Source organism: Pseudomonas amygdali, from assembly GCF_002699855.1.
Lineage (GTDB): Bacteria > Pseudomonadota > Gammaproteobacteria > Pseudomonadales > Pseudomonadaceae > Aquipseudomonas > Aquipseudomonas amygdali.
Genome location: NZ_LKBW01000307.1, coordinates 1 through 25,381, shown reverse-complemented (window position 1 = coordinate 25,381; position 25,381 = coordinate 1). Strand labels below are relative to the sequence as shown.

General features: G+C 59.4%; 6 protein-coding genes and 1 pseudogene. All 7 read right to left on the bottom strand.

All coding sequences use genetic code 11. From position 1 onward, the window contains the following. Window positions 1–24: 24 nt before the first annotated feature. Entirely contained in the window at window positions 25–14,979 is a 14,955-nt protein-coding gene (locus tag AO277_RS24595; protein WP_236691248.1) for a two-partner secretion domain-containing protein, read from the bottom strand. A 39-nt stretch (window positions 14,980–15,018) separates the two neighbouring features. Next, a pseudogene (locus AO277_RS24590) lies at window positions 15,019–16,684 on the bottom strand (ShlB/FhaC/HecB family hemolysin secretion/activation protein). Window positions 16,685–17,382: 698 nt separating this feature from the next. Next, complete coding sequence (locus AO277_RS24585) at window positions 17,383–18,624, bottom strand: M20/M25/M40 family metallo-hydrolase (RefSeq protein ID WP_044319036.1); 1,242 nt, start codon at window positions 18,622–18,624, stop codon at window positions 17,383–17,385. Window positions 18,625–18,697: 73 nt separating this feature from the next. Then, complete coding sequence (locus AO277_RS24580; protein WP_044319037.1) at window positions 18,698–21,751, bottom strand: efflux RND transporter permease subunit; 3,054 nt, start codon at window positions 21,749–21,751, stop codon at window positions 18,698–18,700. Further along, window positions 21,748–22,815 (bottom strand): efflux RND transporter periplasmic adaptor subunit, encoded by a 1,068-nt coding sequence (locus tag AO277_RS24575; RefSeq protein ID WP_044319038.1) that lies wholly within the window; start codon window positions 22,813–22,815, stop codon window positions 21,748–21,750. The genes AO277_RS24580 and AO277_RS24575 overlap by 4 nt, the downstream gene beginning before the upstream one ends. A gap of 82 nt (window positions 22,816–22,897) precedes the next feature. Continuing rightward, a complete protein-coding gene (locus AO277_RS24570; RefSeq protein ID WP_044319039.1) occupies window positions 22,898–23,749 on the bottom strand; it encodes a MipA/OmpV family protein in 852 nt (283 codons plus the stop codon). A 15-nt stretch (window positions 23,750–23,764) separates the two neighbouring features. Then, window positions 23,765–25,243, bottom strand: a complete 1,479-nt coding sequence (locus AO277_RS24565; protein WP_044319040.1) for an efflux transporter outer membrane subunit — start codon at window positions 25,241–25,243, stop codon at window positions 23,765–23,767. Window positions 25,244–25,381 lie beyond the last annotated feature (138 nt).

Genomic DNA, 25,381 nt, shown 5'->3' with positions numbered 1-25,381 from the left:
CCGAGTCTGCCCAGGTGGCATGACTCAAACAAAAGGGTCTCCGAGAAACCCGGGGCGGTTCACATCAGTGATTTCGTCACGCTTGGTTTTCTTCGCCCCAAAACTCCCCTTCTTCTTTTTGTCATACAGCGAATAATCACTGTCCTGCGCAGCCAAAATATCCAGATTCTCACCGGCTACCAGATACGCCTCTTTACCGGCCGTAATACGGCTAGAAATCACGGAGAGGTTCTGGCCAGCCTGTAAGGCAACACTGCCCCCGGCATCAATATCGGAGGAGATTTGGCTGACGTGGTCTTCCTGGCGGGTCAGTTTTTTGCTTTTCGACAGGGAGTGTTCTTCGTCCGCCGCGGAGCTGATGGTGAGGTTTTCGGTCGCGGCCATGGCGATGTCGCGTTTGGCGTCGATCTGGCTGGCGATGACGGAGATGTCGCGTCCGGCCTGAACGGTCAGGTCGCGTCCGGAACTGGCAGTGGAACCCAGTTGGGTGATGTCGCTGCTGTTGTGTTTGCTGTCACTGAACAGGCTGTTGGTGACTTCGGTCGGGGCGATAGTGACGTCGCGTCCGGCCTGGATAGTCATGTCACGACCGCTTTCCAGCACGCTGCCTTTGTTGATGACGTCGCGGCCTGCCGAAATGCTCATGTCGTTGGCGGCTTCGATGCGCGCGGCACTGTCGGCGAACTCGTTGTGGCGCTGACCGAGCACACTGTTGTCCATCGAGGTGATGCTGCGTTCGTTGATCACGTCGCCGTTGATCGCGGTCAGTGAAACATCGCGACCTTTGATGATGCCGCCAGCGGTGTTGATCAGGTCATTGCCCGCGAGCAGATCGAGCCGGTTGCCGGCTTCTATCAGGCCGGCGTTGACCAGACTGTTACCGGCAACCGCTGACAGGTTATTGGCCGCATGCAAGGTGCCAACGTTGTCGAGGTTTTGCCCAGCGATCAGTGAGACATCGTTACCGGCAATCAATGCGCCGGTCGGGCCAAGGCGATTGTCGGCCTGGGCCAGGTACAGCACCGGCACCAGCACTTTCTCGCCATTCACCTCGTGCTCTTCGAGCCAGACGATGTCGTGGGTCAGCGCTGCGACCTGTTGTGAACTCAGCGATACGCCGACAGCCAGGTTCAGTTGCTGCTTGCTGGCGATGGCGTTGTTCATCAGGTACTTGAACTGCGCCTCGTTGGAGGTTTGCCCATCGATGAAGGCCTGACCAGTGCGGGCCACGACTGCCTGCTGAACGAGGCGCTGTTCATACAAGCCGTCGCCCAAGCGCTTGGCGCTGACTTCCGGGTCGTAGCCCAGACCGGCCAACAGGTAGTCCGAGCTCATGAACTGCTTGAGTTCGGTGCGGACCGGGTTGGTTTCGATCAGGTATTTTTGCGGTTTGGAAACAAACGAACTGCTGGGCAGGCCCTGCACTCGGGTAACGGTTTGTGCTGCGGCAGACACGACCGGCGTGATCGCACTGGCTTGCGCCACTATGGCGGACTGAATACTGGAGCCGCTAACAGGGATATTCTGCGTAACCACCGTGCTTGAAACAGCGGCGGTGACGGGGCTGACCTGAGCAGCGACAGGGTCGCGAACAGCGGCAATAACCGGACCACCTTGAGTATTTACGACAACCTGGGTAACGGCGGCAGTCGCGCCTGACTGGGCACCTGTTGGAGCCTGATTGACCGCACTGAGCAGGTTGCCCTGAGCCCCATTTACAACCTGACCGGCCTTGTTGACCTGAGCGCCTTGCACCATTCCGGCATTCTGAGCAGCCGAGCTGCCGGAAGAAACGGCAGTGATGAGCGGAATGCCAGATGTCGAGCCAGCGTTCTGAACAGGCAGCAAAGCGCCGCTACCCTGATTGCCAGTTGCAATGCCCGTCACGCTGTCGACGCTGGTGACACCTGCTGAGTCAGAGGAGTGGCCCGGTAGTACAAATCCGCCTATGGGTGCTGCACCTGGTACGCTGGCGTCGAAGGAAGATGCGTTGGCGCTCACACCAGCACCTTGTCGTATCACCGAAGCAAGCTGGCGGGTGGCGTTGGATATCTGGCCTACCGAGCCGATCTGGATGGTGCTTGCCTGCGCATCGGAAACGGTATGCTCGCGTTGCGCGACGGATACGGCCGCGCCGCCCATGGTCCAGCTTTGTGGCAGGCCGACGGGTTGGGCGACAGCGGCTGCGGTGCCGGTCTGGCCGCTCAGCCGGAATAGACCGTTCTGGCCGGTGGGCAGACTGAAGCCTGGCAGGCTTAAAGGGTTGACTTGTTGTTGGGCCAGGTCGGGGGGGAGCTGGGCATTGATCCTGATAACTGTGGCGCCAGTGCCGGAGGTACGCGTGTCCTGAACCTTGCTGGTGCCTGCGCTGCCTGCATAGTCTTGGTGAATGACACTGTTTTGCAGATCCTGCTTGGCATTAATGGATACATTTCCGCCCGCTTGAATGACTGCACTGCGTCCGCCGTTACCGCTGCCATCTTTTGCGACTTCAACGTCACTGATAAGTGCGTAGCTTTCCAAACCTGCAGGCAGTTGTACTAGATTGTTACGGTCATATTGAGACTGCGGGCTGGTCCCACCGTAGCCATAACCGGTGAGCGTATTGGTAACTGCCTTTCCGGTCGACTTGTCTTTGACCACCACCGTTTTAATCGTGCCACCATCACGCCCTGGCTCACGTGTCGTCACGGACGAGGCAATGCCCAGGCTCAAGCCACCAGCCGCATCAACATAATAAACATAGGGGAAATCAGGGTTGTTGCGCTGATTGTAAGCAACTACCTGAGGCATGAACCGGTTGACCGTACCGTCCGTTACCCTGCCGGAATTATAGGTACGTGTGCGCTCGATACTGCCACTGACAGCACCCAGGTTTTTGACACTATTGGCCTGAATGTCGATGTTTCCCGTCGCGCTGATGGTGCTTTTACTGTTGAGGAAATCACCGCCTCTGAAAACGAAATCGCCTCCAGCGGTCAGCAGAGAGGAGGCTGAGGTGTCGTTATCCTGCCCACCCTCGTAAAACTCTCTAGCGATGTAATCAACATTGTAATGATCGCCACTGCAATCATTACAAAGTACGGCGATAAATCCGGAAACCAGCGTACGACCTACAGCAAACCCTTGAGCGCCACCTGCGTCAGAGGTACGGTTAGTAAAGCTTCCTGAATTGATGGTGAGGGTCCCGCCACTTTCTATTGACCCGGATATATTCGAAACATCATTAGCCTGAGTTCCGCCACCATAGCCTTTGCTAAATAGCGCTCGCTGACTGTAAAGGTCACCGTTCTGGTTGGTAAAGCTATTAACACTCAGCGTTGTATCGCCGCCGCTAAAAATCAAACCTCGATCATTAGTGAGGGACGGCGTTGCAAGCGTCAGGTTTTGCGCAGCGCCCAGGGTTCCGTAGTTGGCAATGCCACCAGCATTCACGACTAAATCGCCTGCTGAGGTCAGGCGTCCGCTATTTGCAAGTTGGCCACCAATATTGATTTCGCTGTTACCACCACTCGTGATGCTCGAGGCGCCGTTCAGATTCAGTTGTCCAGCAGACAGATACATACCACCGACACTAGAAGTCCTACCACTACCGGTAAACGTCCCGCCAATACGTATGTCTACCCCGCCATCACTCGCAATCAACCCATCATTCGTCCAGTTCCCGCCACTCCCACTAAACGAATTCGACGCCAGCAACTGCCCGCCCGCCGTCTGATTCAAGGTTCCGACATTCACCGTCAATCGCCCGGCCTGAATCACGCTGCTGTTGGTCCAGCTGTCAGCACTGAGTGTCAAACCACCACGGGTAACGACGCTGCCGCCAGCATTGGTGACGTTGGCCGTAGAAATATCAAACGTGCCATTACCCGTATGCAGCAGCGAACCGCCACCATTGAGGAAGTTGCCAGCGTTGAGAGTCAGGTCGCTGTTGGCGCTTTCCAGGGTGCCGTTTTGGTTGTCGAACAGGTTGCCGATCTGGAAGTTCGTGGCGCCGCCACCGCCCAGCGCACGCAGTTGTCCGGTCTGGTTGTCCAGACTGGCAGCGGTCACGGCTAGGGTGCTGTCACTTTCGATGATGCCGAAGCGGTTGTTCAGCGCCCCGCTCAGGTTCAGCTCGACCTGGCCGCCAGCGATCTGGCCGTCGTTGTCGCCGCTGTTGTCGAAGTTGCCACCGCTGACCCGCACCAGGCCTTTGGCGTACAGGCCGCCGTTGCGGTTGTCGAAGCCGGGGGTGGTGATCAGCGCTTCGCCGCCGCGTGCGGAGACTCGCCCGCCGTAGTTGTCGAAGCCGCCCAGCGCGGTCAGGTTGAGGCGTTGCGCCTGAATGACACCGCCCTGGCGATTGGCGTCATAGCCATTTTTCAGCACGCCGGCCAGTTTCGCGGTGAACAGACCTTGCAGGCTGGACAGCACTCCGCCCTGACTGTAGAGGTTGGCACCGGTCAGGTTCAGGTCGCCGCCCTGGGCGATGATCCGGCCGTTCTGGTTGTCGACGGTATCAGCGACATCGACAACCAGTGCGCCGACGCTCTGGACCGCGCCACGAACGTTGGAGAGGCTCGCTGCATTCAAATGCGCATCGGCGCTCTGGCTATAGATCAAGCCATCAGAATCGTTGAGGACACTGCCACCCGCGACGACTGTCAGTGTGTTGTTGGCAGCAACAGTGCCGCGGTTACGGTTGTCCAGTTGCCCGGACGTATTGAGGGTCATCAGGCTCTGGCTGATCAGTTGCCCGGCCTGGTTGTTGATCGCCGCGCTGCGCCGCAACAACAGGTTACCGCCGCTGGCCAGCTTGCCGCTGGTGTTGGTCAGGCTGCCCAGCAGGTCGAGTGTCATATCGGCCTTGCTGCTCAGGTTACCGGCGCTGTTATCGAGGCTGCTGCCTTCGAAGCTGAAACCCTGCTGGGCCGTCAGGTTACCGGCCGCGTTGTTAAGGGCATTGGCTTTGATGGTCAGCCCTGCACCACTGTCAATCAGGCCGTTCTGGCTGTTGTTCAGCAGGCCCGCGACGGTCAGGGTCTGGCCGGTTCCGCTGGAGAGGATGCCGCCGCTGTTGTCGAGGCTGTCAGCGGTTACGCTCAGTGTGTTCTGGCTGACCAACGCACCGTTGCCGCCGTTGAGCAATTCACCGGTCAGGGTTGTAACAAGGTTGCCGTTACGGCTGGACAAGGTGCCGTTGGTACGGTTATCGAGGCGGTTGCCGGAAACGTTCAGACCCTGCCAGCCGGATATCAGACCGTTCTGGTTGAGCAGGTTGGTCGCGTTGACTGTCAGCACGTTGCTGCTGATCAGCTTGCCGCTACTGTTGTTGAGGGTGCGGCCATCGAACCTGAAACTCTCTGCGCTGGAGACCTCGCCAGACTGGTTATTCAGGTCGCGAATGCGGTTAAGGGCCAGCGAACCGTCTGCCGTAATCAAGCCGCCGAGGTTGTTGAGGTCGTTGCCTTGCATGTCGATGGACAACCCGGCGTCGCCCATCACGCGTCCGCCATTGAGCGACAGTGCATTGAGTACCAGGGTCATGTCGCGCGTGGCCGACACTTCGCCGCCGTTGCCGGCATCCAGGCTGCCCGCCGTCAGGTTCTGGGTGCCGGTGCTGTTGATCAGGCCTTTGGCGGTGTTGTTGATCGATGTGGCGTTGAGGATCAGGCTGGTGCCGCCCAGCACCTGGCCATTCTGGTTATCGAGGCTGGCCGCGCCCACCTTGAGCGCCTGAGCAGCGTTGATCAGACCTTTGTCGCGGTTGGTGAGCAGGCCGGTAACCGTCAGGTCCAGATTGTTGCGGCTGGTCAGCGTACCGCCTGTGTTATCGAGGGTATTGGCGGTGGCGTCGACACCGGCTGCGGCGATCATGCCTTTGACGTTGGTCAGCGCACGGGCGATGCGCAGGGTCAGCAATTGGTTGCTGAGCAGTTTGCCGCCGCTGTTATCGAGTTGTTGCGCGTTGACGGTGAACGCCTGAGCGCTGGAGATTTCGCCGTTCTGGTTCAGAACCTCGTTGACGTTTTTCAGCAGCAGTGCGCCCGGCGCGTTGATCAAACCGCCCTGGTTGTCCAGCTGGCCGTTGTTCAGGTCCAGGCTCAAGGAGGTGTTGCTGAACAGGCTACCGCCCTGCTGACTCAGGCGGCTGACACTGGCGGTCAGTGCCTGGCTGCTGCCGATGCTGCCGCCATCGCTGTTGGTCAGTTGCGCGGTCGTCAGGTCCAGACGATCGCTGCTGCTGACGCGACCGTTATGGCTGTTGTCGAAATTCCCGGTCTTGAGGGTCAGCAGGCCTTTGCCGCTGATATTGCCTTTCTGGCTGTTATCAAGACTGGCACTTTTCAGGTCCAGCGCACCATCGGTCAACAGCTTGCCGCCCTGGTTGCTGATTGCTCCGGTGCTGTCGAGGGTCAGTTTTCCAGCGCTGGAGACGCTGCCTGCGGTGTTGGTCAGGCTGGCGGCCTTCAACGTCAGGACGTCTTCGTTGCTGATCAGGCCTTGAGTGTTATCGAGCGTTGCAGACAGGTCGATACTGAGGGCCTTGAGGGCGCTTAGCGCGCCACCGGTGTTGTCCAGCGTGCTGCCGACCAGCGTCAAGCCGCCTTGTCTGGAGAGCAGACCATTCGTTCGGTTGGTGATCTGCGCAACGTTCAGCGTCAGGGCTTTCTGTGCCAGGCCGGTCAGGGTAATCACGTCCTGACTGGACAGTTCACCGCCGCGGTTATCGATGTCGGTGACATTGATATCGAGGGCTTGGGTTGCGCCGATGAAACCGTTCTGACGGTTGTCCAGCGCGTCGCCGCGCAAGGTCAGTGTGCCTTGGGCAAGCATCTGGCCGCCCAGTTGCCGAAGGCTGCCGATCTGTGCGTTGAGGTTCTGTTTGCTGGCGATCTGGCCGAGACCGTTGTCTGCTGTCGCGGCACTCAGCGTCACATCGCCGTCGCCAATCAGCGTGCCCTTGACGTTGGTCAGGGCGGTATTGACCGTCAGGTCCAGAGCTGCGCGGCTGCTGATCAAGCCTTCGGTGTTGTCCAGGCTGTCGCTGCGAGTGTTCAACGCGGCGGCGGAAATCGTACCTTTGATGTTGCTCAGGGCCTTGTTCACGATCAGCGTCAGGGCCTGACTGCTGAGCAGTTTGCCGCCACTGTTATCGAGACTGTTGGCGTTCAGGGTAAAGGCCTTTGCGCTGGAGATTTCGCCGTTCTGGTTGGCCACGCCGTTAAGATTCTTCAGCAGCAACACGTCGGGGGCGTTGATCAAACCGCCCTGATTGTTCAACTGGCCGTTGTTCAGGTCGAGGCTCAGCGAGGTGTTGCTGAACAGCTCACCACCCTGCTGATCGAGGCTGGTGACGCTGGCCGTCAACGCCAGCGCACTGGCAATACGTCCGGCGCTCTGGTTGATGACCTTGCCTGCCGTCAATCGCAGGGTATCGCTGCTGGTCAGGCGACCGCCCTGGCTGTTGTCGAACGTGCCGGTGGTGACCTGCGTGGTGCCCTTGCCAGCCAGTTTGCCCGCCTGACTGTTGTTCAGGCTGGCGCTGGTCAGTGTCAGCGTGGCGTCGGTAGTAACGGAGCCCGCCTGGTTCTCCAGAGCGCCGGTGGTGGTGACGCTCAAGGCATCGGCACTGGACAGGCTGCCTGCTGCGTTTTGCAGCGAGGCGGCATTGATCGTCAACGCCGCTTCACTGCTGAGCAGACCAGCGCTGTTGTCCAGCGCACCGGACACATCAATGTTCATGTCCTTCTGGCTGGCCAGCGTACCGCCTGCGTTATCCAGGCGGGTACCGTCGAGACGCAGGGTGTTACCGAACAACAGGCCTTTATTCAGGTTGATCACGCGCGCCACGGTCAGCCCAAGCGCAGTGCCTGCCAGGACCTTGCCGCCGTTGCTGTTGTCGAGCGTCTGACCAATGATGTCCACACCGATCTGGCTGGACAGTTCACCAGCCTTGTTGTCGATGTCGGTAACATCGATTTTCAGCGCTTTTGTAGAGCCCACCAGGCCGCCCGACTGATTGTCGAGGGTTTTGCCGGTCAGGGTCAGATTGCCCTGCGCAACCAGTTCGCCACCCTGCTGGGTCAGATTGGCGATGTTGGCGACCATGTCGGCCTGACTGGCGATACGACCTTTGTCGTTGAGAGCGCTGTCGACCTGCAACTGCATCAGGCCAGCAGCGTTGAGCAGACCGTTCTGGTTATCCAGATGCGTGCCGACCAGTTCAAGACCGGCATTGCTGTTGATCAGGCCTTTTTGCGTGGTGCTCAGGCCGGTCTGGCTATTGTCGAGGGCATCGACGAACAGCTGCAGGCCTTTCTCGGCACGAATCGAACCGCCACGGTTGTCCACGCTGTCGCTATGCACGATCAGCAGGTTCTGCGCGGCAATACGGCCGCCGCGGTTGTCCAGCGTCTTGCTCGACAGGTCCATCAAGCCCTTGGCTTGCAGGCTGCCACCCGCGCGATTGTCCAGTGCGCCGGTCAGTTTCAGAGTCAGTTGGCCATCTGTGACCAGTGCACCGGACTGGCGGTTGTCCAGACTCGCAGCACCGATGTCGATACCCTGCTCTGCGCCAAGCGTTCCGGCCTGATTGTCGATGGTTTCAGTGATCACCAGTTTCAGGAACCGGTCAGCCATGACCTGGCCAGCGGCATTATCGAGGCTCAGCGCATTCAGGGTCGTGTTACCGGCGCTGGTCAGCTCACCGCTGCGGCTCGACAGCTTGCCAGTGACGTTTACCAGCAGGTCGGCATCGCTGCTCAGGCTGCCACTGTTGTTATTCAGCTCATTGGCCGTCAGATCGATACCGTTGCCAGACACCAGACCGCGCAGGTTGGTCAGCAGTTGATCAACACGCACAATGAGCGCTTTGTCGCTGAGCACCGAGCCAGCGGTGTTGTCCAGCGACGTCGCAGCCAGGGTGAAGCCGTTGGCGCTGGAAATTTCACCGCTGCGGTTGCTGACTGCATTGAGATTTTTCAGCAGCAACTGGCTCGGCGCGGTAATCAGACCGCCGTCGTTATTCAGTACGCCATTGCTCAAATCTAGACTGACGTCACTGTTGCTGTACAGACGGCCATCGTTGGTCTGATTCAGGCCGGTGACCACGGCCGTCAGGGCCATGGCGCTGGCGATACGACCGGCGTCACTGTTATTGACCAGACCGGCATCGAGCTGGAGGGTTCCGGTACTGGTCAGGCGGCCGCCTTGCTGGTTGTCAAAGGCACCGGTGACGAGCTTCACGCCCTTGCCGGCGATACGCCCGTTCTGGCTGTTGTCCAGGCTGGCGCTGGTCAGCGTCAGGGTTGCATCACTCAGGATCTGCCCGCCACGGTTCACCACGGCACCATCGACCGTCAGGGACGAGTTGCCGGAGCTGGTGATACTACCGGCAGTATTGCCCAGAGAAGCGGCGCTCAACGCCAGCGTGCCATCGCTGCGCAATATCCCTTGATCGTTGCTGAGGACGCCCGTGTCTTTCAGACCCAGACTGTTTTTGGCGTAGACGCTGCCACCGCCCGTGTTGATCAGTTGCCCGACGTTCAACTGCACGCTCTGCTGGCCGGAAACGGCACCAGCGCTCTGGTTGTTCAGGCTGTCGGCATTGAGCAGCAACGCACCATTGGCCAGCAAACGGCCCTTGCCACTGTTATCGAACTGGCCGACGGTTGCGGTCAGCTCTCCAAGGCTGGAGAGCTCCGCTTTGCGGTTGTCCAGCGTCGCGGCACTCAGCTCGACACCGGTGGCAGAAATCAGGCCGCGCAGGTTGGTCAGCAACTGGGCGACACGCACGATCAAGGCTTTGTCGCTGATCACCGAACCTTCGGTGTTATCCAGCGTGGTCGCGGCCAGCGTGAAGCCATTGGCACTGGAAATTTCGCCGTTCCGGTTGTTGACCGCCGTGAGGTTTTTCAGCAGCAACCGCCCCGGCGCATTGATCAAACCGCCTTGGTTGGTCAGCACGCCGTTACTCAGGTCCAGGCTGACGTCGCTGTTGCCGTACAACCGGCCATCGTTGGTCTGGTTCAGGCCGGTGACCACTGCGGTCAGGGCCATGGCGCTGGCAATACGACCGGCGTCACTGTTGTTGACCAGCCCGGCATTCAGCTGGAGTGCGCCGGTACTGGTCAGGCGGCCATCCTGATGGTTGTCGAAGGTGCCAGTGGTGAGCACCACGCCATTGCCGGCGATACGACCACTCAGGCTGTTATCCAGGCTGCCGCTGGAAAACGTCAGGCCTGCATCGCTGATGATCTGCCCGCCGCGGTTGACCACCGCACCGCTCGTGCTGACTGACACCGTGCCGGTACTGGTCACGCTGCCGGTGTTGTTGCTCAGGGACGCCGCACGCACATCCAGGGTGCCGTCGCTGCGCAGTACGCCCTGATCGTTATTCAGTGCACCGGTCAGCGTCAGACCCAGTGTGTTTTTCGCATAAACACTGCCAGCGCCGGAGTTGTTCAGCTGTCCCAGATTCAGCTGGACGCCCTGCTGTCCGGAAACCACGCCGTTCTGGTTATTCAGGTTATCGGCTGTCAGCAGCATTGTGCCGTTGGCCAGCAGACGCCCTTTCGCGCTGTTGTCGAACTGGCCGATGTTGGCAGTCAGGGTGCTCAGACTAGAAATTTCCGCGCTGCGGTTGTCCAGCGTTGCAGCACTCAGATTGAGGCCATTGGCGGAAATCTTGCCGCGCAGGTTGGTCTGCAACTGATCGATGCGCACAACGAGAGCGTTGTCGCTGAGCAGCGAGCCGTCCGTGTTATCCAGCGAGTTGGCTGCCAGTGTAAAACCGTTGGCACTGGATATCTCACCGCCTTGGTTGTTGACCACGTTCAGGTTTTTCAGCAGCAACTGACCCGGCGCATTGATCAGGCCGCCCTGGTTAGTCAGCAGGCCGTTGCTCAGGTCGAGGCTGACATCGCTGTTGCCATACAGACGGCCATCGTTGGTCTGATTCAGGCCGGTGACCACAGCGCTCAGCGCCATGGCGCTGGCGATACGACCGGCATCGCTGTTATTGACCAGCCCGGCATTCAGCTGGAGTGCGCCGGTACTGGTCAGGCGACCGTCCTGATGGTTATCGAACGCGCCAGTGGTGAGTGTCAGACCATTACCGGCAATACGCCCGCTCTGACTGTTATCGAGACTGCCGCTGACAAGCGTCAGTTGTGCATCACTGAGGATCTGTCCGCCCTGGTTGACGACGCCGTCATTGATACTGATCGATGCGACCCCGGCGCTGCTGATGCTGCCCGCGCTGTTGGCCAGCGAGGCTGCACTCCCGGTCAGTGAACCGTCGCTGCGCAGCACACCCTGATCATTCTTCAGTGTCCCGCTGACGGTCAGACCAAGACTGCTTTTGGCAAAAACGCTGCCCCCACCAGTATTGTTCAGTTGGCCCAGGTTCAGTTGCACGCTCTGCTGCCCGGAAACGATCCCGTTCAGGTTATTCAAGCCGCCCGCGGTCAATAGCAGCGCGCCATTGGCCAGCAGGCGACCTTTTTCGCGATTATCGAACTGGCCTATGGTGGCCGTCAGGCTGCCCAGGCTGGACAGTTCGGCGTTGCGGTTATCCAACGCTGCTGCGCTCAGGGTGACGCCGTTGGCGGAGATTTGCCCGCGCAGGTTGGTCAGCAGCTGAGCGATACGCACGATCAACGCTTTATCACTGATCAGCGAGCCATCAGTGTTATCCAGCGAAGTGGCCGCCAGCGTGAAGCCGTTGGCGCTTGATATCTTGCCGCTCTGGTTGTTGACCACGTTCAGGTTTTTCAGCAGCAACTGACCGGGAGCGGATATCTGCCCGCTCTGGTTGTTGAGCAGACCGTTGCTCATGTCCAGGCTGACATCGCTGTTGCTATACAGACGGCCATCGCTGGTTTGATTCAGACCAGTCACCACAGCAGTCAGGGCCATGGCGCTGGCGATACGACCTGCAGCGCTGTTGTCGACCTGCCCTGCCGTCAGGCGCATGGCCCCAGTGCTGGATAGACTCCCGCTCTGCTGGTTACTGAACGCACCGGTGCTCAGCACCACACCGTTACCGGCAATACGCCCGCGCTGACTGTTGTCGAGGCTGCCACTGGTAAGCGTCAGCTGTGCATCACTGACTATCTGCCCGCCCTGATTGGCAACCGCGCCGTTGAAGTTGAGCACGCCTGTTCCAGCACTGGTCACGCTGCCATTAGTGTTGGCCAGACCCGCTGCTTTAAGGTCCATAGTGCTATCACTGCGCACCACGCCCTGATCATTTACCAACACACCGCCCAGCGTCAGATTCAGGGCATCTTTAGCGTAAACGCTGCCACCGCCGGTATTGTTCATCTGCCCCAGATTCAACCGCACGCCTTGCTGACCGGAAACAACCCCGTTCAGGTTATTCAAGCCATCCGCAGTCAACAGCAGCGCGCCGTTGGCCAGCAGACGACCTTTTTCACGGTTATCGAACTGCCCGACGGAAGCCGTCAGGCTGCCAAGGCTGGAAGTTTCGCCGTTGCGGTTGTTCAGTGATCCGGCCGTCAGATCAATACCGGTCGCAGAAACCAGACCTCGAAGGTTGGTCAGCAGCTTGTTGATGCTTACAACGAGTGCCTTGTCGCTGAGCAGTGAACCGTCGGTATTGTCCAGCGAAGTAGCCGCCAGCGTGAAACCGTTGGCGCTGGATATCTTGCCGCTCTGGTTGTTGACCACGTTCAGGTTTTTCAGCAGTAACTGGCCCGGCGCATTGATCAGGCCGCCCTGGTTAGTCAACAGGCCGTTGCTCAGGTCGAGGCTGACATCACTGTTGCCATACAGACGACCGTCGTTGGTCTGATTCAGGCCGGTGACCACAGCGGTGAGTGCCATGGCGCTAGCAATGCGACCGGCATCGCTGTTGTTGACCAGCCCTGCATTCAACTGGAGTGCGCCGGTACTGGTCAGGCGACCGTCCTGATGGTTATCGAAGGTACCGGTGGTGAGTGCCAGACCATTACTGGCGATACGCCCGCTCTGGCTGTTGTCCAGGCTGGCGCTGGTCAGCGTCAGGGTTGAATCGCTTAGGATCTGCCCGCCGCGGTTGACCACCGCACCGCTCGTGCTGACTGACGCCGTGCTGGCACTGGTCACGCTGCCGGTGTTATTGCTCAGGGACGCCGCACGCATATCCAGGGTGCCGTCGCTGCGCAGTGTGCCCTGGTCATTGTTCAACGCGCCGCTGACAGCCAGGTTCAGACTGTTTTTGCCGTAAACGCTGCCGGTGCCGGTATTGGTCAGTTGCCCCAGGTTCAGCTGTACGCCCTGCTGCCCTGCCACCGAGCCGTTCTGGTTGTTCAGGTGGTCGGACGTCAGCTGTAACGCGCCATTGGCCAGCAGACGGCCTTTTTCGCGGTTGTCGAACTGGCTGACGGTCGAGGTCAGGCTGCCAAGGCTGGAGATTTCTGCGTTGCGGTTGTCCACGCTTGCCGCGTTGAGCAGCAGATCGCCATTGGCGCTGATAAGCCCCAGCTGGTTGAGCAGTTGCCCGGAAATACGGGCAGACAAGCCGCTGCTACTGGACAGTTTTCCCTGCTGGCTGTTGTCCAGCGAAGCGGCGGTAATGGTCATCGTGCCATTACTGCTGATCAGCCCGCTCTGACTATTGAGCACCTGAGACGCATTGAGGTCGACAGTGCCGCCCTGGCTCAGAATCCGGCCTGACTGACGATTGTCGACGGTTGTGGCCACGATGCGTGTGCCGGACTGCCCGTTCAGTGTGGCACCCTGGTTGTTCAGGGTCTGGGTAATGGTGGCCTGCAAGGCGCGACTGGCGGTGATGCTGCCGCTGTTGGTCAACCCGTTGGCAGACAGCGTTACATCACCCGAACCATTGCGGCTGTTGTCGGCATTGACGCCCGCCTCGATCACCGCCGAGTTGTTGAGTTGTCCGCCTGCGGAAAGGCTCAGCGCATCGCGTGCGGCGACGTTCTGCCGGGTGGTGAGATCGCCCGCGGTGCTCATGGTCAATGACGACCCCGCATAGACCGGGCCGTTGACTTCGGCACTGTTGGCCCTGGCCGTGACAGCGCCGCTTGCTGCGGTCTGCGTCATGCTCAAATGGCCGTTGGCATCAATCTGGATATCGCCGCCACTGGCCGCAAGATTTCCCGCAAGCCTGACCCCGACGCCTGCCTCGGTGCCCACCAGACGGATCGCGCCCGCATACATACCGCCCAGCGCCGAGCTGTCGACGGCCAGTTCCGGTTTGGCACTGCTGTCATCAGGCAGGGCTGTGGGATTGAGGGTCTGCGCATCGACATCGTTACGACCGGCAATGATGTTGAGGCGCTTGGCGTGCAGCTCGGCATTAATCTTCGCGCTGCGGGTGATGATGTCGAACTGGTCGACGTTGTCTGCGTTCAGCCCCACGCCATCGATGGATATGCTGCCGCCTTGCACATTGAAACGCTGCAACTGCCCGTTGGCATCCAGCACCGGTTTACCGGTGGTCAGCGTGACCTGCGGGGTATTGATGAAACCGCAGCCGTTGCAACTGATGCCATACGGGTTGGCGACAATGACCCGCGCCGCTTGCCCGGCCACTTCCGTGTAGCCCCTGAGCTGGCTGGCGTTGGCCCCGACCACTTCGTTAAGAATGGTGGTAGCGGCCGTGCCGCGCAGGTTGGAGTTGCCAACGATAATTCCGCCCAGTTGGGTGCTCTGGGTCTGATTCGTGGAGTTGTTGAGGATGACGCCTTGGCTGTCGACGTTGTACTGCTGGAACTGGTTGTGCGACAGGCCGCTGGCATTGGGCGTGGCAATATTGATGATAGGTACGCCATTGCCGGCCTGATTCAGGCTGGTATTCGTGCCACTGACCACGATGCCTTCGGCCTGAACCAGCAGCGGCTGCCAGAACAGGGCATTGGCCAGGATCAGCGCGAGGCCGCGTTTGGGCATTCCCCAAAAGGACTGGCGCTCAATCAGCACAGCAGAAGGCTGACGAGCAAGCAGAGCCAGTTGGTGAACGTCCATGTAGGCAACCTCGATACAGTGTGATTGAAAACAGCGTTGTTAAAGGAAGAAATCCATACGGAAATAGATCGGTGCTTCGCGCTCGATCACATCAGGACGTTCCAGGGAACGAGCGAAGGTCACTGAGGCCGCAACGTGCTGGCATCGGGTAAACAGCTCAAACGAGTTACTGGACAAGCGGCCATGCTGGTCGCCGTTGTAACGATCGTTGCGGATCACGCCCTGGTCGTAACCGGCAGCCGCGCCATACTCGGCGAACACCGGGCGCAGCCAGTCCAGCGTGACCGGGCGGGTCAGGCGTACTTCATTACGCCAGTAACCGCCGCTGTCGCCAGACAGAAACTCATCCTTGTAACCGCGCACCGACGATGACCCGCCCAGGCTGGTACGTTGCGAGCTGAACAACACATCTTCGCTGCGCTGCCCGGTGGCCAGGCTGGTGAAGCTCAGGTTCTCGCCCCACAGCTGAAAAGGGTGCAGGTAGCTGAGGGTGCCGGTGTATTTGCGATAACGCGCATCGGCCTGGCCCGGGCCAGGATCATGGCTGCCCTGCGCATCCAGCGCGCCGATGCCCTGCTGCATGCCCAGGTCGATGTTGATGAACGCCGAACCGACCCGCCGACCGTGGTTGATGCCGAACTGCGCCTCGGTGATGCGGTTACTGCTAAGCGCCAGTTTGCTGTCTTCTACATAATTGTTGGTGCGCAGGTAGGACAAACCGGCATTGAGCGAGGTCTTGCTCAGCGCGTCGCGGTACACGACCCGCTCGGCCTTGAACTGGTGGTTCTGGCTGTCGCCGTCCTGCTTGAAGTTGATGTTCGAGGCCTGGGCCACCGAGCGGTATTCGCTGGTGTTGTACAGATAGCTGAATGTCCACCAGCCCCAGGGCAAACTGTAGGCAAGCGAGGCATTGCGCGAGGCTTTCTGCCGGTCGCTGATCGCATCGTGGCCGCCGCGCAGGCTGAACTGGTCGGCCAGCCCCAGCGGATTGTCCCATTCAAGCCCGGCGTTCCATTGCTGCTCACCGGTGCTGCGCTGCCCCTCGTTGGTACGCGACAGGTTAGCCCGCCACGGTTTTTGCGGAGTGTTCTTGACCACCACATCGCTGCCGCCGACGACCTGGCCGGGGGTCAGCTCCATCTGCGCCTGATTGGACGGCAGACGGTTGAGCTGATCGACCATCTGCTCGATTTCGCGCAGGTTGACCATCTCGCCTTCCCTGCCGGGAAAGGTCATGGCCAGCTCACGCGCCGACAGGCCGCTGGCAGCATCGCCGCGCAGATGCTCCAGCTTGCCTTCAATGACCAGCACTTGCAGGTCGCCTGTGGACAGGTCCTGTTGCGGCAGATAGGCGCGAGTCGTCACCAGGCCTTTTTTCAAGGTAATGATCGGTGATGACTTTCAGCAACTCGTTGAGCTGGGCGACGCCAAGACACTTGCCTTGATAAGGCGCAATCAGCTCATCACGCTCGGCAGACGACAGTGAATCAGCGCCCTTGAACTCTATACNGGGTACAGCTTGCTTGCCCGGCAGGTCCTTGAGTTCTTCAAGACGACGGCGTTGCTCTTCGAGCAAGCGGTCCTGACGATCACGAATAAGGTCTTGTTCGCCTGGCAAACTGGCGGGAGGGCTGGCTGCAAACAAGGGGAAAGACGCGATGGCGAGCATGAGCAGCAGGGCCACTCTGGGAGCATGAGGGTACACGGCGCGTCCTTGCGGTAGCATATTGATATCAAAAGGTGGGCAATATTAGAACGCCATCATCGTGACGTCAAATATTTGTATAGACCCTGTATCCGATCTGTTGAACTTTTTTTGAAGTTGATTTTGACAGTACCGACCTCTAGCCCACGTCAAAGGATCGTGTGCTTAGTCTTGACAGGGGACAGCCTATCTTTTCGACATGGTATTAAGGTCATAATTAAATATATACAGAAATACCATCCGGCTAGCGCGCGAAAACCGGCTCGCGCCAAGGCCGCGGACGCACTGATAAAATGGCTATGGTTTAAAGAAAACAGGTGAAAGCACGCTGACCCTCCAAGGCTCTGGAGCCGCAACGACAGCTTTTCTGTATCGCTAAGGTGTAAATAAAGAGGCTGCAGGTTATCGGTCAAATCCTGCAATGTGACGCATGAGTAAACACGGGGATGGGTCATGACAACTAGGTGTCGGCAAATACCCGACAATGAACCGCTATTCCAGCCGCCTCCCGTTGTATGCATTATCGGGGCTCTGCAGCCTTGTATCTGTTTAAAAGCGCGTCATCGACTCTACAGCCTCCCGCGCCTTGCGCTCATCGTTATACACAATCTAACTGCTTATTGTTCCAATGCGGAGCGCGAGGAACGAGAAGCGTGCGGAAAACACTTCTCATTACCCTGCGCGGGAGGCTTTTCGAATCACTGTTGCCCGGACAACTTCATGATCATCCGTGACAGCAGATAGATCCGTGGCGCGACACTGCCCACCTCGGCGTACTCTTCAGGCGTATGAATGTTGCCACCGACGATGCCGAAACCATCCAGTGTTGGCGTTCCTACGCTGGCAGACAAACTTGAATCAGCCGCCCCGCCGCTGCCCTCGATGGTCAGGGTGCGCCCCAGTTCACCGTAGATGCCCTGTGCCATAGCGACCAAAGCATCGGACTGCGGGGTCTGCGGCATTGGCGGCAAGCCACGGACCAGACTGGTCTTGACCTCGGTGTCAGGCACCAGTTTGTTGGCCGACACCCTGGCCAGGTCCTGCTCGACGCGATCGAACTCCTCCGGCACTGCGGCACGCACGTCGGCCTTGGCGCTGGCCTGATCAGGAATCACGTTGGTGCGATCACCCGCCTTGAGCACGGTGAAGTTGACGGTGGTTTTCTTCTCCTCGTCGCCTAGTTTGCCGAGTTGCAGGATCTGATGCGCAACCTCGGTGGCAGCGTTACGCCCCAGTTCCGGCGCAACGCCCGCATGCGAGGCTTTGCCCTTGACTTCGACCAGTGCCGTCGCAGAACCCTTGCGCCACACCACCAGACCATCAGCAGGACGACCCGGCTCCAGATTGAGCGTGACATCGTGCTCTTTCGCTGTTTTCTTGATCAGCTCGGTAGCGACGCCTGAACCGGTTTCTTCGCTGGCGTCGAGCAACACTGTGATCTGTGCGTAGTCGGTGAATTTCAGGTTGTGCAGCACCTTCAGAGCATAGATAGCAGCAACGATGCCGCCCTTGTCATCCATCACACCAGGGCCATAGGCACGACCGTCCTTGATATGAAACGGACGCTCGGCCGCAGAGCCTTCCTTGAACACGGTATCCATGTGTGCCATCAGCAGAATCTTCGCCTTGCCGGTGCCTTTCAGGGTGGCGACTACATGATTGCTGGCCTCTGGTGTATTCGGAACGAACTCGATGGTGGCACCGAGCTTTTTCAGTTCTTCAATCGCGATGTCACTGACTTTGGTCAGGCCCGGTACATACCCGGAGCCTGAATCGATGTTCACCAGACGCTCCAGCAGCTTCAAGGCTTCGTCCTTGTTTTGCTCGGCATCGGCCTGGATCGCCTTGTGCGGTTCGGCCATGGCCGCTGGTGCCAGAGCTGTCAGCGCAAGCGCCAAAGCGAGATGAGCTGCCAGTGGCGAGCGGAAGAATGAGCGCATGTTGTTCCGTCCTTGTGTTTGGTTCGTCGAGGTTTTCAGGACCATACCTTACACAAACACCGGCCGTAATGAGTCAACTCGCGGTACGCCAGCGCTCGAACGTGTCAAACAGCAGCCCATACAGAATCGGGATCAACCCCAGCGTCACCAGTGTGCCCAACGCCAGCCCGCCCATGATCGTGATCGCCATACCCTCCCAGAGCGGGCCGGCAAAAAGCATCAGTGGGACCAAGCCGATGATGCAGGTCAGTTTGGTCATCACGATCGGCCGCAACCGCTTGATCGCTGCGTTGACCACCGCCTCACGAACCGACAGCCCGTGCCCGCGCTCAACCTCGATGCGTTCGAGCAATAACACCGCATTGTTGACAATAATGCCGGCCAGCGACAGCAGTCCAAAGGTCGCCATGAAGCCGAAGGGATATCCGGTGAGCACCAGGGCCAACGCCACGCCGATGAGCACAAAAGGCACACTGGAGATGACGATCAGCAACTTGCGAAACGAATTGAACTGCCACACGAACAACAGCAGCATAGCCACCAGCGCGTGCGGCATGTATTGCAGAAGCGCCTGGTTGGCTTCGGCCGAATCCTCTATTTCGCCACCCAGTTCGATGCGATACCCCGCTGGCATGTTGAGCGTCGCAATCTGTGGTGCCAGATGCTCAATGATCGAGGTGGCGGTCAACGACGGGTTGTGTCCGACGACAGTAATCGCACGCTCCAGGTTGCGGCGCTGAATGGTCGATGCCTCGGCCTGGGGCTCGACCGTCGCGATGGCGGACAATATCAGCGGTGCCGCCCCGGAAGCCGGGTAAATCAACGTGCTGTCCAGATCATTGGCAGGCGTAATCGGTGTGCCCTGCTCACGAGCCACAATCGCCACAGCCGTTTCGCCATCCTGCAGCGATGACACAGACAGCCCGTTGTTCCTCAGTTGCAGGGCCTGAGCGATGTCCTGAGTGGAAACACCGGCATGCAGCGCCTTGTACTGATCGACGACTACGTCGTAACGCAGCAGCCGGGTACGCCAGTCATCATGTACGTCCAGGGTTCCGGGCAACGCCGACAAAGCTTGCTCGATTTTGCGGGCAATATTTCGCAGCACTTTTTCGTCAGGGCCAATGACCCGGTAGACCGCAATCCCGGCTTCGGTGGTGCCCATGGAAAACCGCTTGGGCTGCGCTTCGACTTCGGGGTGCTGAGTCAGGATGAAATGCCGGGTTCGCTCAATGACTGCATCGAGGTTGGCACCGTCACGCACGCTGACCGTGAAGTAGGCAATATTCGGCGCAGGCAGAGGCGGATTGAGACCCAGAACAATTCTCGGCCCGCCATTGGCGACATAGCCGATGCTGTGTTTGACGTCCTGATCGCTGCTCAGCCACTGACTGATATCGCGCACGGCCTGAGACGTGGCACGCGAGCTGCTGCCGGGTTCCAGCACCAGCGGAATCTGGAACTGCATGCGGTCGGACTTGGGCAGAAAGTCATAAGGCACCTGGATCAGCACGACGACCGCAACTGTCAGCAATCCCAGCATGCTGGCGATGAAGATCAAGGAGTTATTCAGCAGACTCTCGATGACTTTTCGATAGCCTCGATAGAACACCGATGCATACTCATCGGCGTTGTCAGCCGCACCTGAGACTGCCGGTGCCTTGGCGAAGTAAAAGCATAACAGGGGCGTCACGGTGATGCTGAGCAGCCACGAGCTGATCAGCGTGGTGGCGAGCACAATCGCCAGCGAACGCAGGTATTCGTTAGTGCTGGTCTGCCCCAGAAAGAACGGCGAAAACGCCAGCACAATGACCAGTGACGAGGTCAGCAAAGGGATCATCAACGTGCGCCCGGCTTCCTCGCAGGCCCGCCGTCGGTCCTCCCCGGCGTGCAGACGCCGCTCGATGTCCTCGGCGATGACAATGCCATTGTCCACCAGCAAGCCGAGGGCGAGGATGATCGCGGCAATCGACACCGTCTGCAGCTCGATCCCCAGCGAGCGCATGACCAGCAATGTACTCAGGATGGTCAGGGGCACAATCACCCCGACCACCAGGCCGGTACGCCAGCCCAGAAACAGCATGACCACACACATCACGATAACGACCGTTTCGGCCATGACGTGATACATCTTGTTCATTTCGTGCTGAACCACGCTGGACTGAAAAGTCACGATGTGCAGGGTAAAACCCGCTGAAAGTTGTTGTTCCAGCTCACCGAGCTTTTTGCGCAGAGCGGCACCGAACGTCTGGATATTGAGCCCGGGCTGCATCGAAACGGCCAGCACCACAGCATCCTGCCCTTGATAGATCGCTTCGGTTTCCGGCTGGTCGACAGGGCTCACCGATATTCGGGTCAGGTTATGCAACGCTACCATCTGTCCGCCAGGCAACTGCACGGGAAACTGACGAAGCTGATCCAGCGACAGCACCTCGCCGCTGACCGAGAGCGTGGTGCTCTGTTGCCCGATGACCGGGTTGCCTCCCGGCGCGATCAGGTTGCGGTTTTGCAATTGCTGGAGCAACTGTTGCGGCGAAAGCCCGGCTGCCGCCAAGGTCTGGTGATCGAAGTCGAGGTAGATTTGCTCGTCCTGCAGGCCATACAGCTCGACCTGATCGACACCCTTGAGCTCATAAAGCTGATTGCGCAGGCGTTTTATCGGCGCGCGCATCTCGCTCATGGTAAAACCCGGCGCCGTCAACGCAACGGAAGCCACTGCCACGCGACCGAAATCATCGTCCACAAAGGGCCCTTGGGTACCGGCCGGGAAAACGCCGTTCGTTTCGCTTACCTTCGCCCGGAGTCGTTGCCACAGCAGCCCCAGATCCTTGATGGTGTCATACGCCGTGACTTGCACAATCACCCGGCCTGGCTGGACCGTGGTGACAATGTTCTTGATCTCGGCCAGTTCACGGATGCGTTCTTCGAGTGGCCTGGCAAGCAGCTCTTCCGTCCGCTCGGTGGAGAGTCCTGGCAGGGATACGCTGACCAGTGCGTCGCGAACCGTAACCGAAGGCTCTTCCTGCGACGGAAACCCCAAAAAGGTCGCGACACCGGCCAGCAAAATCAGGAAGGCCGCAAACAGGGTCAGGCGGCTCGCGCTCATTGCGCGGTAGGTAAGACTCATTGCGTGCCCCCGGTCAAGCGTGTGCCAGGCTGAAACAGGGTGACGGTCTCGCCGTCCTGCAGGAAAGCCGCGCCGGCAGTAACCACTCGCTCCCCGACAGCCAGGCCGCTGGCGATCAGCGCCCGGCCATCTTTAACCGTACCCAGCGAAACAGAGCGCAGGGCGACTGTTCCGCCTGGCTGGTAAACAAAGACCTCGGCGGCGTTGCTGCCGGTGCCCATCCATAACGCCTGGACCGGGACCGACAAGGGCTGTGTGCCGGTATCGGGATGCATCTGCACCAGCAGCGTGATGCCACTGGGCAATCTACTGGCAGGTCGCAGCACACGAAACACAGCCGTTCTGACCAGCCCGTCATCGGCACGGGGTGAGATGCCTTCAAGTGCCAGATCAAACCCTGAAGTGCCATCTGCCGTGCTTGAGGCTCTGGCCAGGTCACCAGGTTTGAGGGTTTCGGCAAGCGCCAGCGGAACAGCAGCCACCACCTCCTGCCCTGCAGCGGATTCGATGTCCAGCACCACTTGCCCGGCGGGCAAAACAGTACGCGGCTGTGCATGCCGTGCGACTACTCGCCCGGCAAAGGGTGCGATCAAACGGGTACGGTCCAGCTCGCGATGGGCCAGAGCCTGTTCGGCCTGGGCCCGGACCTGCTCGGCTTTGGCCTGCTCGCTGGATGCCAGGGCCGACTCGACCACACTTTGGGCGACACTGCCTGCCGCAAGCAGACGCTTCTGACGCTGATAATTAAGCTCACGTTCAACCGCCTGCGCTCTGGCCAGACGCAGACTGGCCAGAGCTTCTTGCAGACGCAGTTGCGCAGGCTGTAGGTCAATGCTGGCGAGCACCTGATCCTTTTCAACGGTATCGCCAATGTCGACCCGCAGCTCTGTCAGGGTGCCTGCCGATTCAAACGCCAGACTGGCGCGCTCCTGCTGCCGAACGGTGCCGATAAAGCGCACCGTGGTTCCCTCTCCTGCCCGTGCAGCTTCAACCTTGACGGCACGGATGACCGAGACGCTGGCCGTATGCTTATCGCTGCACCCACTGACCATCAGGGCGATCATTACGATACTGCAAGCGTGTAAAACACATCGCTGTAGATCAGGAAACCCATCGGGATGTAATCGCATGGCAGGCTTCACCCCTTTAGAAGGCGTAGTTCAAGGCAATCAAACCGCTGCCTTCAGCATCGGTCTCGACCAGCGGGCTGCCGCGGGTCTGATCGGTGTAGTGAGTCACCCCGACGCTTGCAACGGTTGACCAGTAGGCATCAAAGGTGTGCTGCCAGGCGAGCGCAGCCGAGTACGCGTAAATCCCGCTGTCTGCCGTGAATCTGGAAAAGCCGGTGCGCTGACTCTGGATCGGGCTCACACCGAAGTAGGTCTGGTTGTAACGGCCGTCACCGGCATGCGCATCGATATCCAGCGTCACCGTATCGGTCTGGCTGTGGTGGGCGATGCCCTCAAAACCCAAGCGGTAACGGTTGCCACGCTTTTCACCGGCCACACGCAGTTCGGCCTCGGCACTGGCCGACAACCATGGCGTGAGCTGTTGAGAGATCATGAAGTCGCCAACCGTTGCACCCTTGACGGTGCCCATCCCTATGAGCTCATTGGAACCAGGGCGGTTTGTACTGTTTTTCTCGGTACGGCCGAAATCGTAGTTGAGCGCTGCGCTGGCCCCGAACCCGGAATCGGACTGCCATTGCAGCCCCACTCCCCGTGCGGTATCCGCAAAAAAGATACCGCGCTGGACAGTGAGCATCGGCAACACCTGACTGCGGTATTCATCGGCCCCCATGTAGCGTGGCAGCACGGCCATGCCGAGGCCGAAATTGACGTTGAACCTGTCGCCGAAAATGGACTGGCTTGCCGTGGACGCGCTGTCCTGAGCACAGGCCTGACCGACCAGTGTCATGGCCACAGAGGCGATCAACACGCCAAGCGCAGGCTTGAGCAGTGCAGGACGAACGTGAGGACGAGCGATTTCAGGACTCATGGTGATACTCCGGTTTCATTCAGGATTGAGGGGGGGGGTTGTCGGTTCTGCGCCGCGAAGCACTCGAAACAGGTCGATTCGGTTTTGCTGCAGCTCATCGAGTGACTTGCGACCGGCTGCATCGGCTTCGGCGATACGGATGGTGGAGCCCAGCAATGCCGTGCGTTCGGTAGCACCGGCATTGAGTTCGAAAGACAGGCGGCGCACTTTTTCCTGGACCAGCGCGACGCGCTCGATCTCGTTGCGAACATGGCTCAGGGCCTGCTGACGACGGGTCAGCACACCGGCCATTTCACGGAAGGCGTTTTGAATGGCTTTTTCATACTCGGCGACCGCGATCTGCTGGCGCACATGCGCCAGATCCAGGTTGGCCTGATTACGCCCGCCGTCGAACAACGGCAGGTTCAGTTGCGGGGAGAACAGCCAGGTACCGCTGCCATTGCTGAACAGCGTGCGCAGACTGTCGCTTTGCAGACCTACGCTGGTACTGAGTTTTATGGACGGAAAGAATGCAGCACGGGCGGCACCAATATTGGCGTTGCTGGCCTTGAGTGCTTCTTCGCGCTGACGAATATCAAATCGCTCAAGCAAACGCTGAGAAGGCAGATTCGACAGCCAGGCCGGAGTCTCGACCAGCGCGGCGGTCAGCGCCGGCGTATCCGGCGTGGTGGCTGGCAACACTGCCGAGTAGCCGGTGAGCAGCAGCAAAGCCTGGGAAGCATTCGCGTGATCGCTTAGCGCATCCTGCACCTGTTGCTGTGCAGTCAAGGTATCAAGGCGCTGCGCCATCAGATCGTCGAGTGAAATGGCACCCTGGCGCTGCTGCTCTTCGGCCGCCTTTAGCAGCATCAGCCGGGCATCATGAACGGTCTGCGCATCCTGCTGCACGGCGGCGGCCAGACGCTCGGCCAGCCAGGCGCGAGCCACTTCGGCAACCAGCGCACTGCGCGCCGCCTGCTGGCCATACGTGCTGGCCAGATAATCATGCCGCGCGGCCTCGGACAGGCTGCGCACGCGCCCAAAAAAATCCAGCTCAAAGTCCGAGACGCCCACCGATGCTATGGAAATGTCCTGACAATAACGCTCATCGGCAGCCGCATTATCGAAGTGCTGGCGGTTACGCTGGACGCCTGCGGCAATCGTCGGGAAACGATCGGCACGGGTTATGCCTCGCATCGCCCTGGCTTCATCCACTCTCAGCACCGCCACGCGAAAATCGCGATTGAACGTCAGGGCTGATTGCAGCAGAACCCGCAATTCACCCTTTGGCGACAGCTCGGCAGCCAGCGCTTCTTCGTCCGCAGTCAGCGCGATGGCAATGGACGCATCACCGGCCGGGACGACAGCAGACAACTGGTCTGCAGGAACCGGCAAGGCCGGGCGCTGATACTCGGGAATCAATGAGCAACCCGAAAAAACCAGGCTCAGCAGCATAGCCAGGCAACAGCATCCGAGGTTGCGGATACGCTTGGACAGCGGTGTACTCATCAGCATAGGATCTGTCCGCGACAGTGGGCTCTGGACGCAATCCTGAACGTCGACTTTCAATAAACCGTTCGTGAATTATCAAGATTTGATCAAGGAATGGTCTGAAGTAGGCCGCTATTTTTAGACTGCTGAGCCATAGCCGCT

Bases quoted from the DNA above. Each gene is read 5' to 3' on its own strand.
- AO277_RS24595 (WP_236691248.1), bottom strand. From the start codon at position 14,979: ATGGACGTTCACCAACTGGCTCTGCTTGCTCGTCAGCCTTCTGCTGTG.
- AO277_RS24585 (WP_044319036.1), bottom strand. From the start codon at position 18,624: ATGCGCTCATTCTTCCGCTCGCCACTGGCAGCTCATCTCGCTTTGGCG.
- AO277_RS24580 (WP_044319037.1), bottom strand. From the start codon at position 21,751: ATGAGTCTTACCTACCGCGCAATGAGCGCGAGCCGCCTGACCCTGTTT.
- AO277_RS24575 (WP_044319038.1), bottom strand. From the start codon at position 22,815: ATGATCGCCCTGATGGTCAGTGGGTGCAGCGATAAGCATACGGCCAGC.
- AO277_RS24570 (WP_044319039.1), bottom strand. From the start codon at position 23,749: ATGAGTCCTGAAATCGCTCGTCCTCACGTTCGTCCTGCACTGCTCAAG.
- AO277_RS24565 (WP_044319040.1), bottom strand. From the start codon at position 25,243: ATGCTGATGAGTACACCGCTGTCCAAGCGTATCCGCAACCTCGGATGC.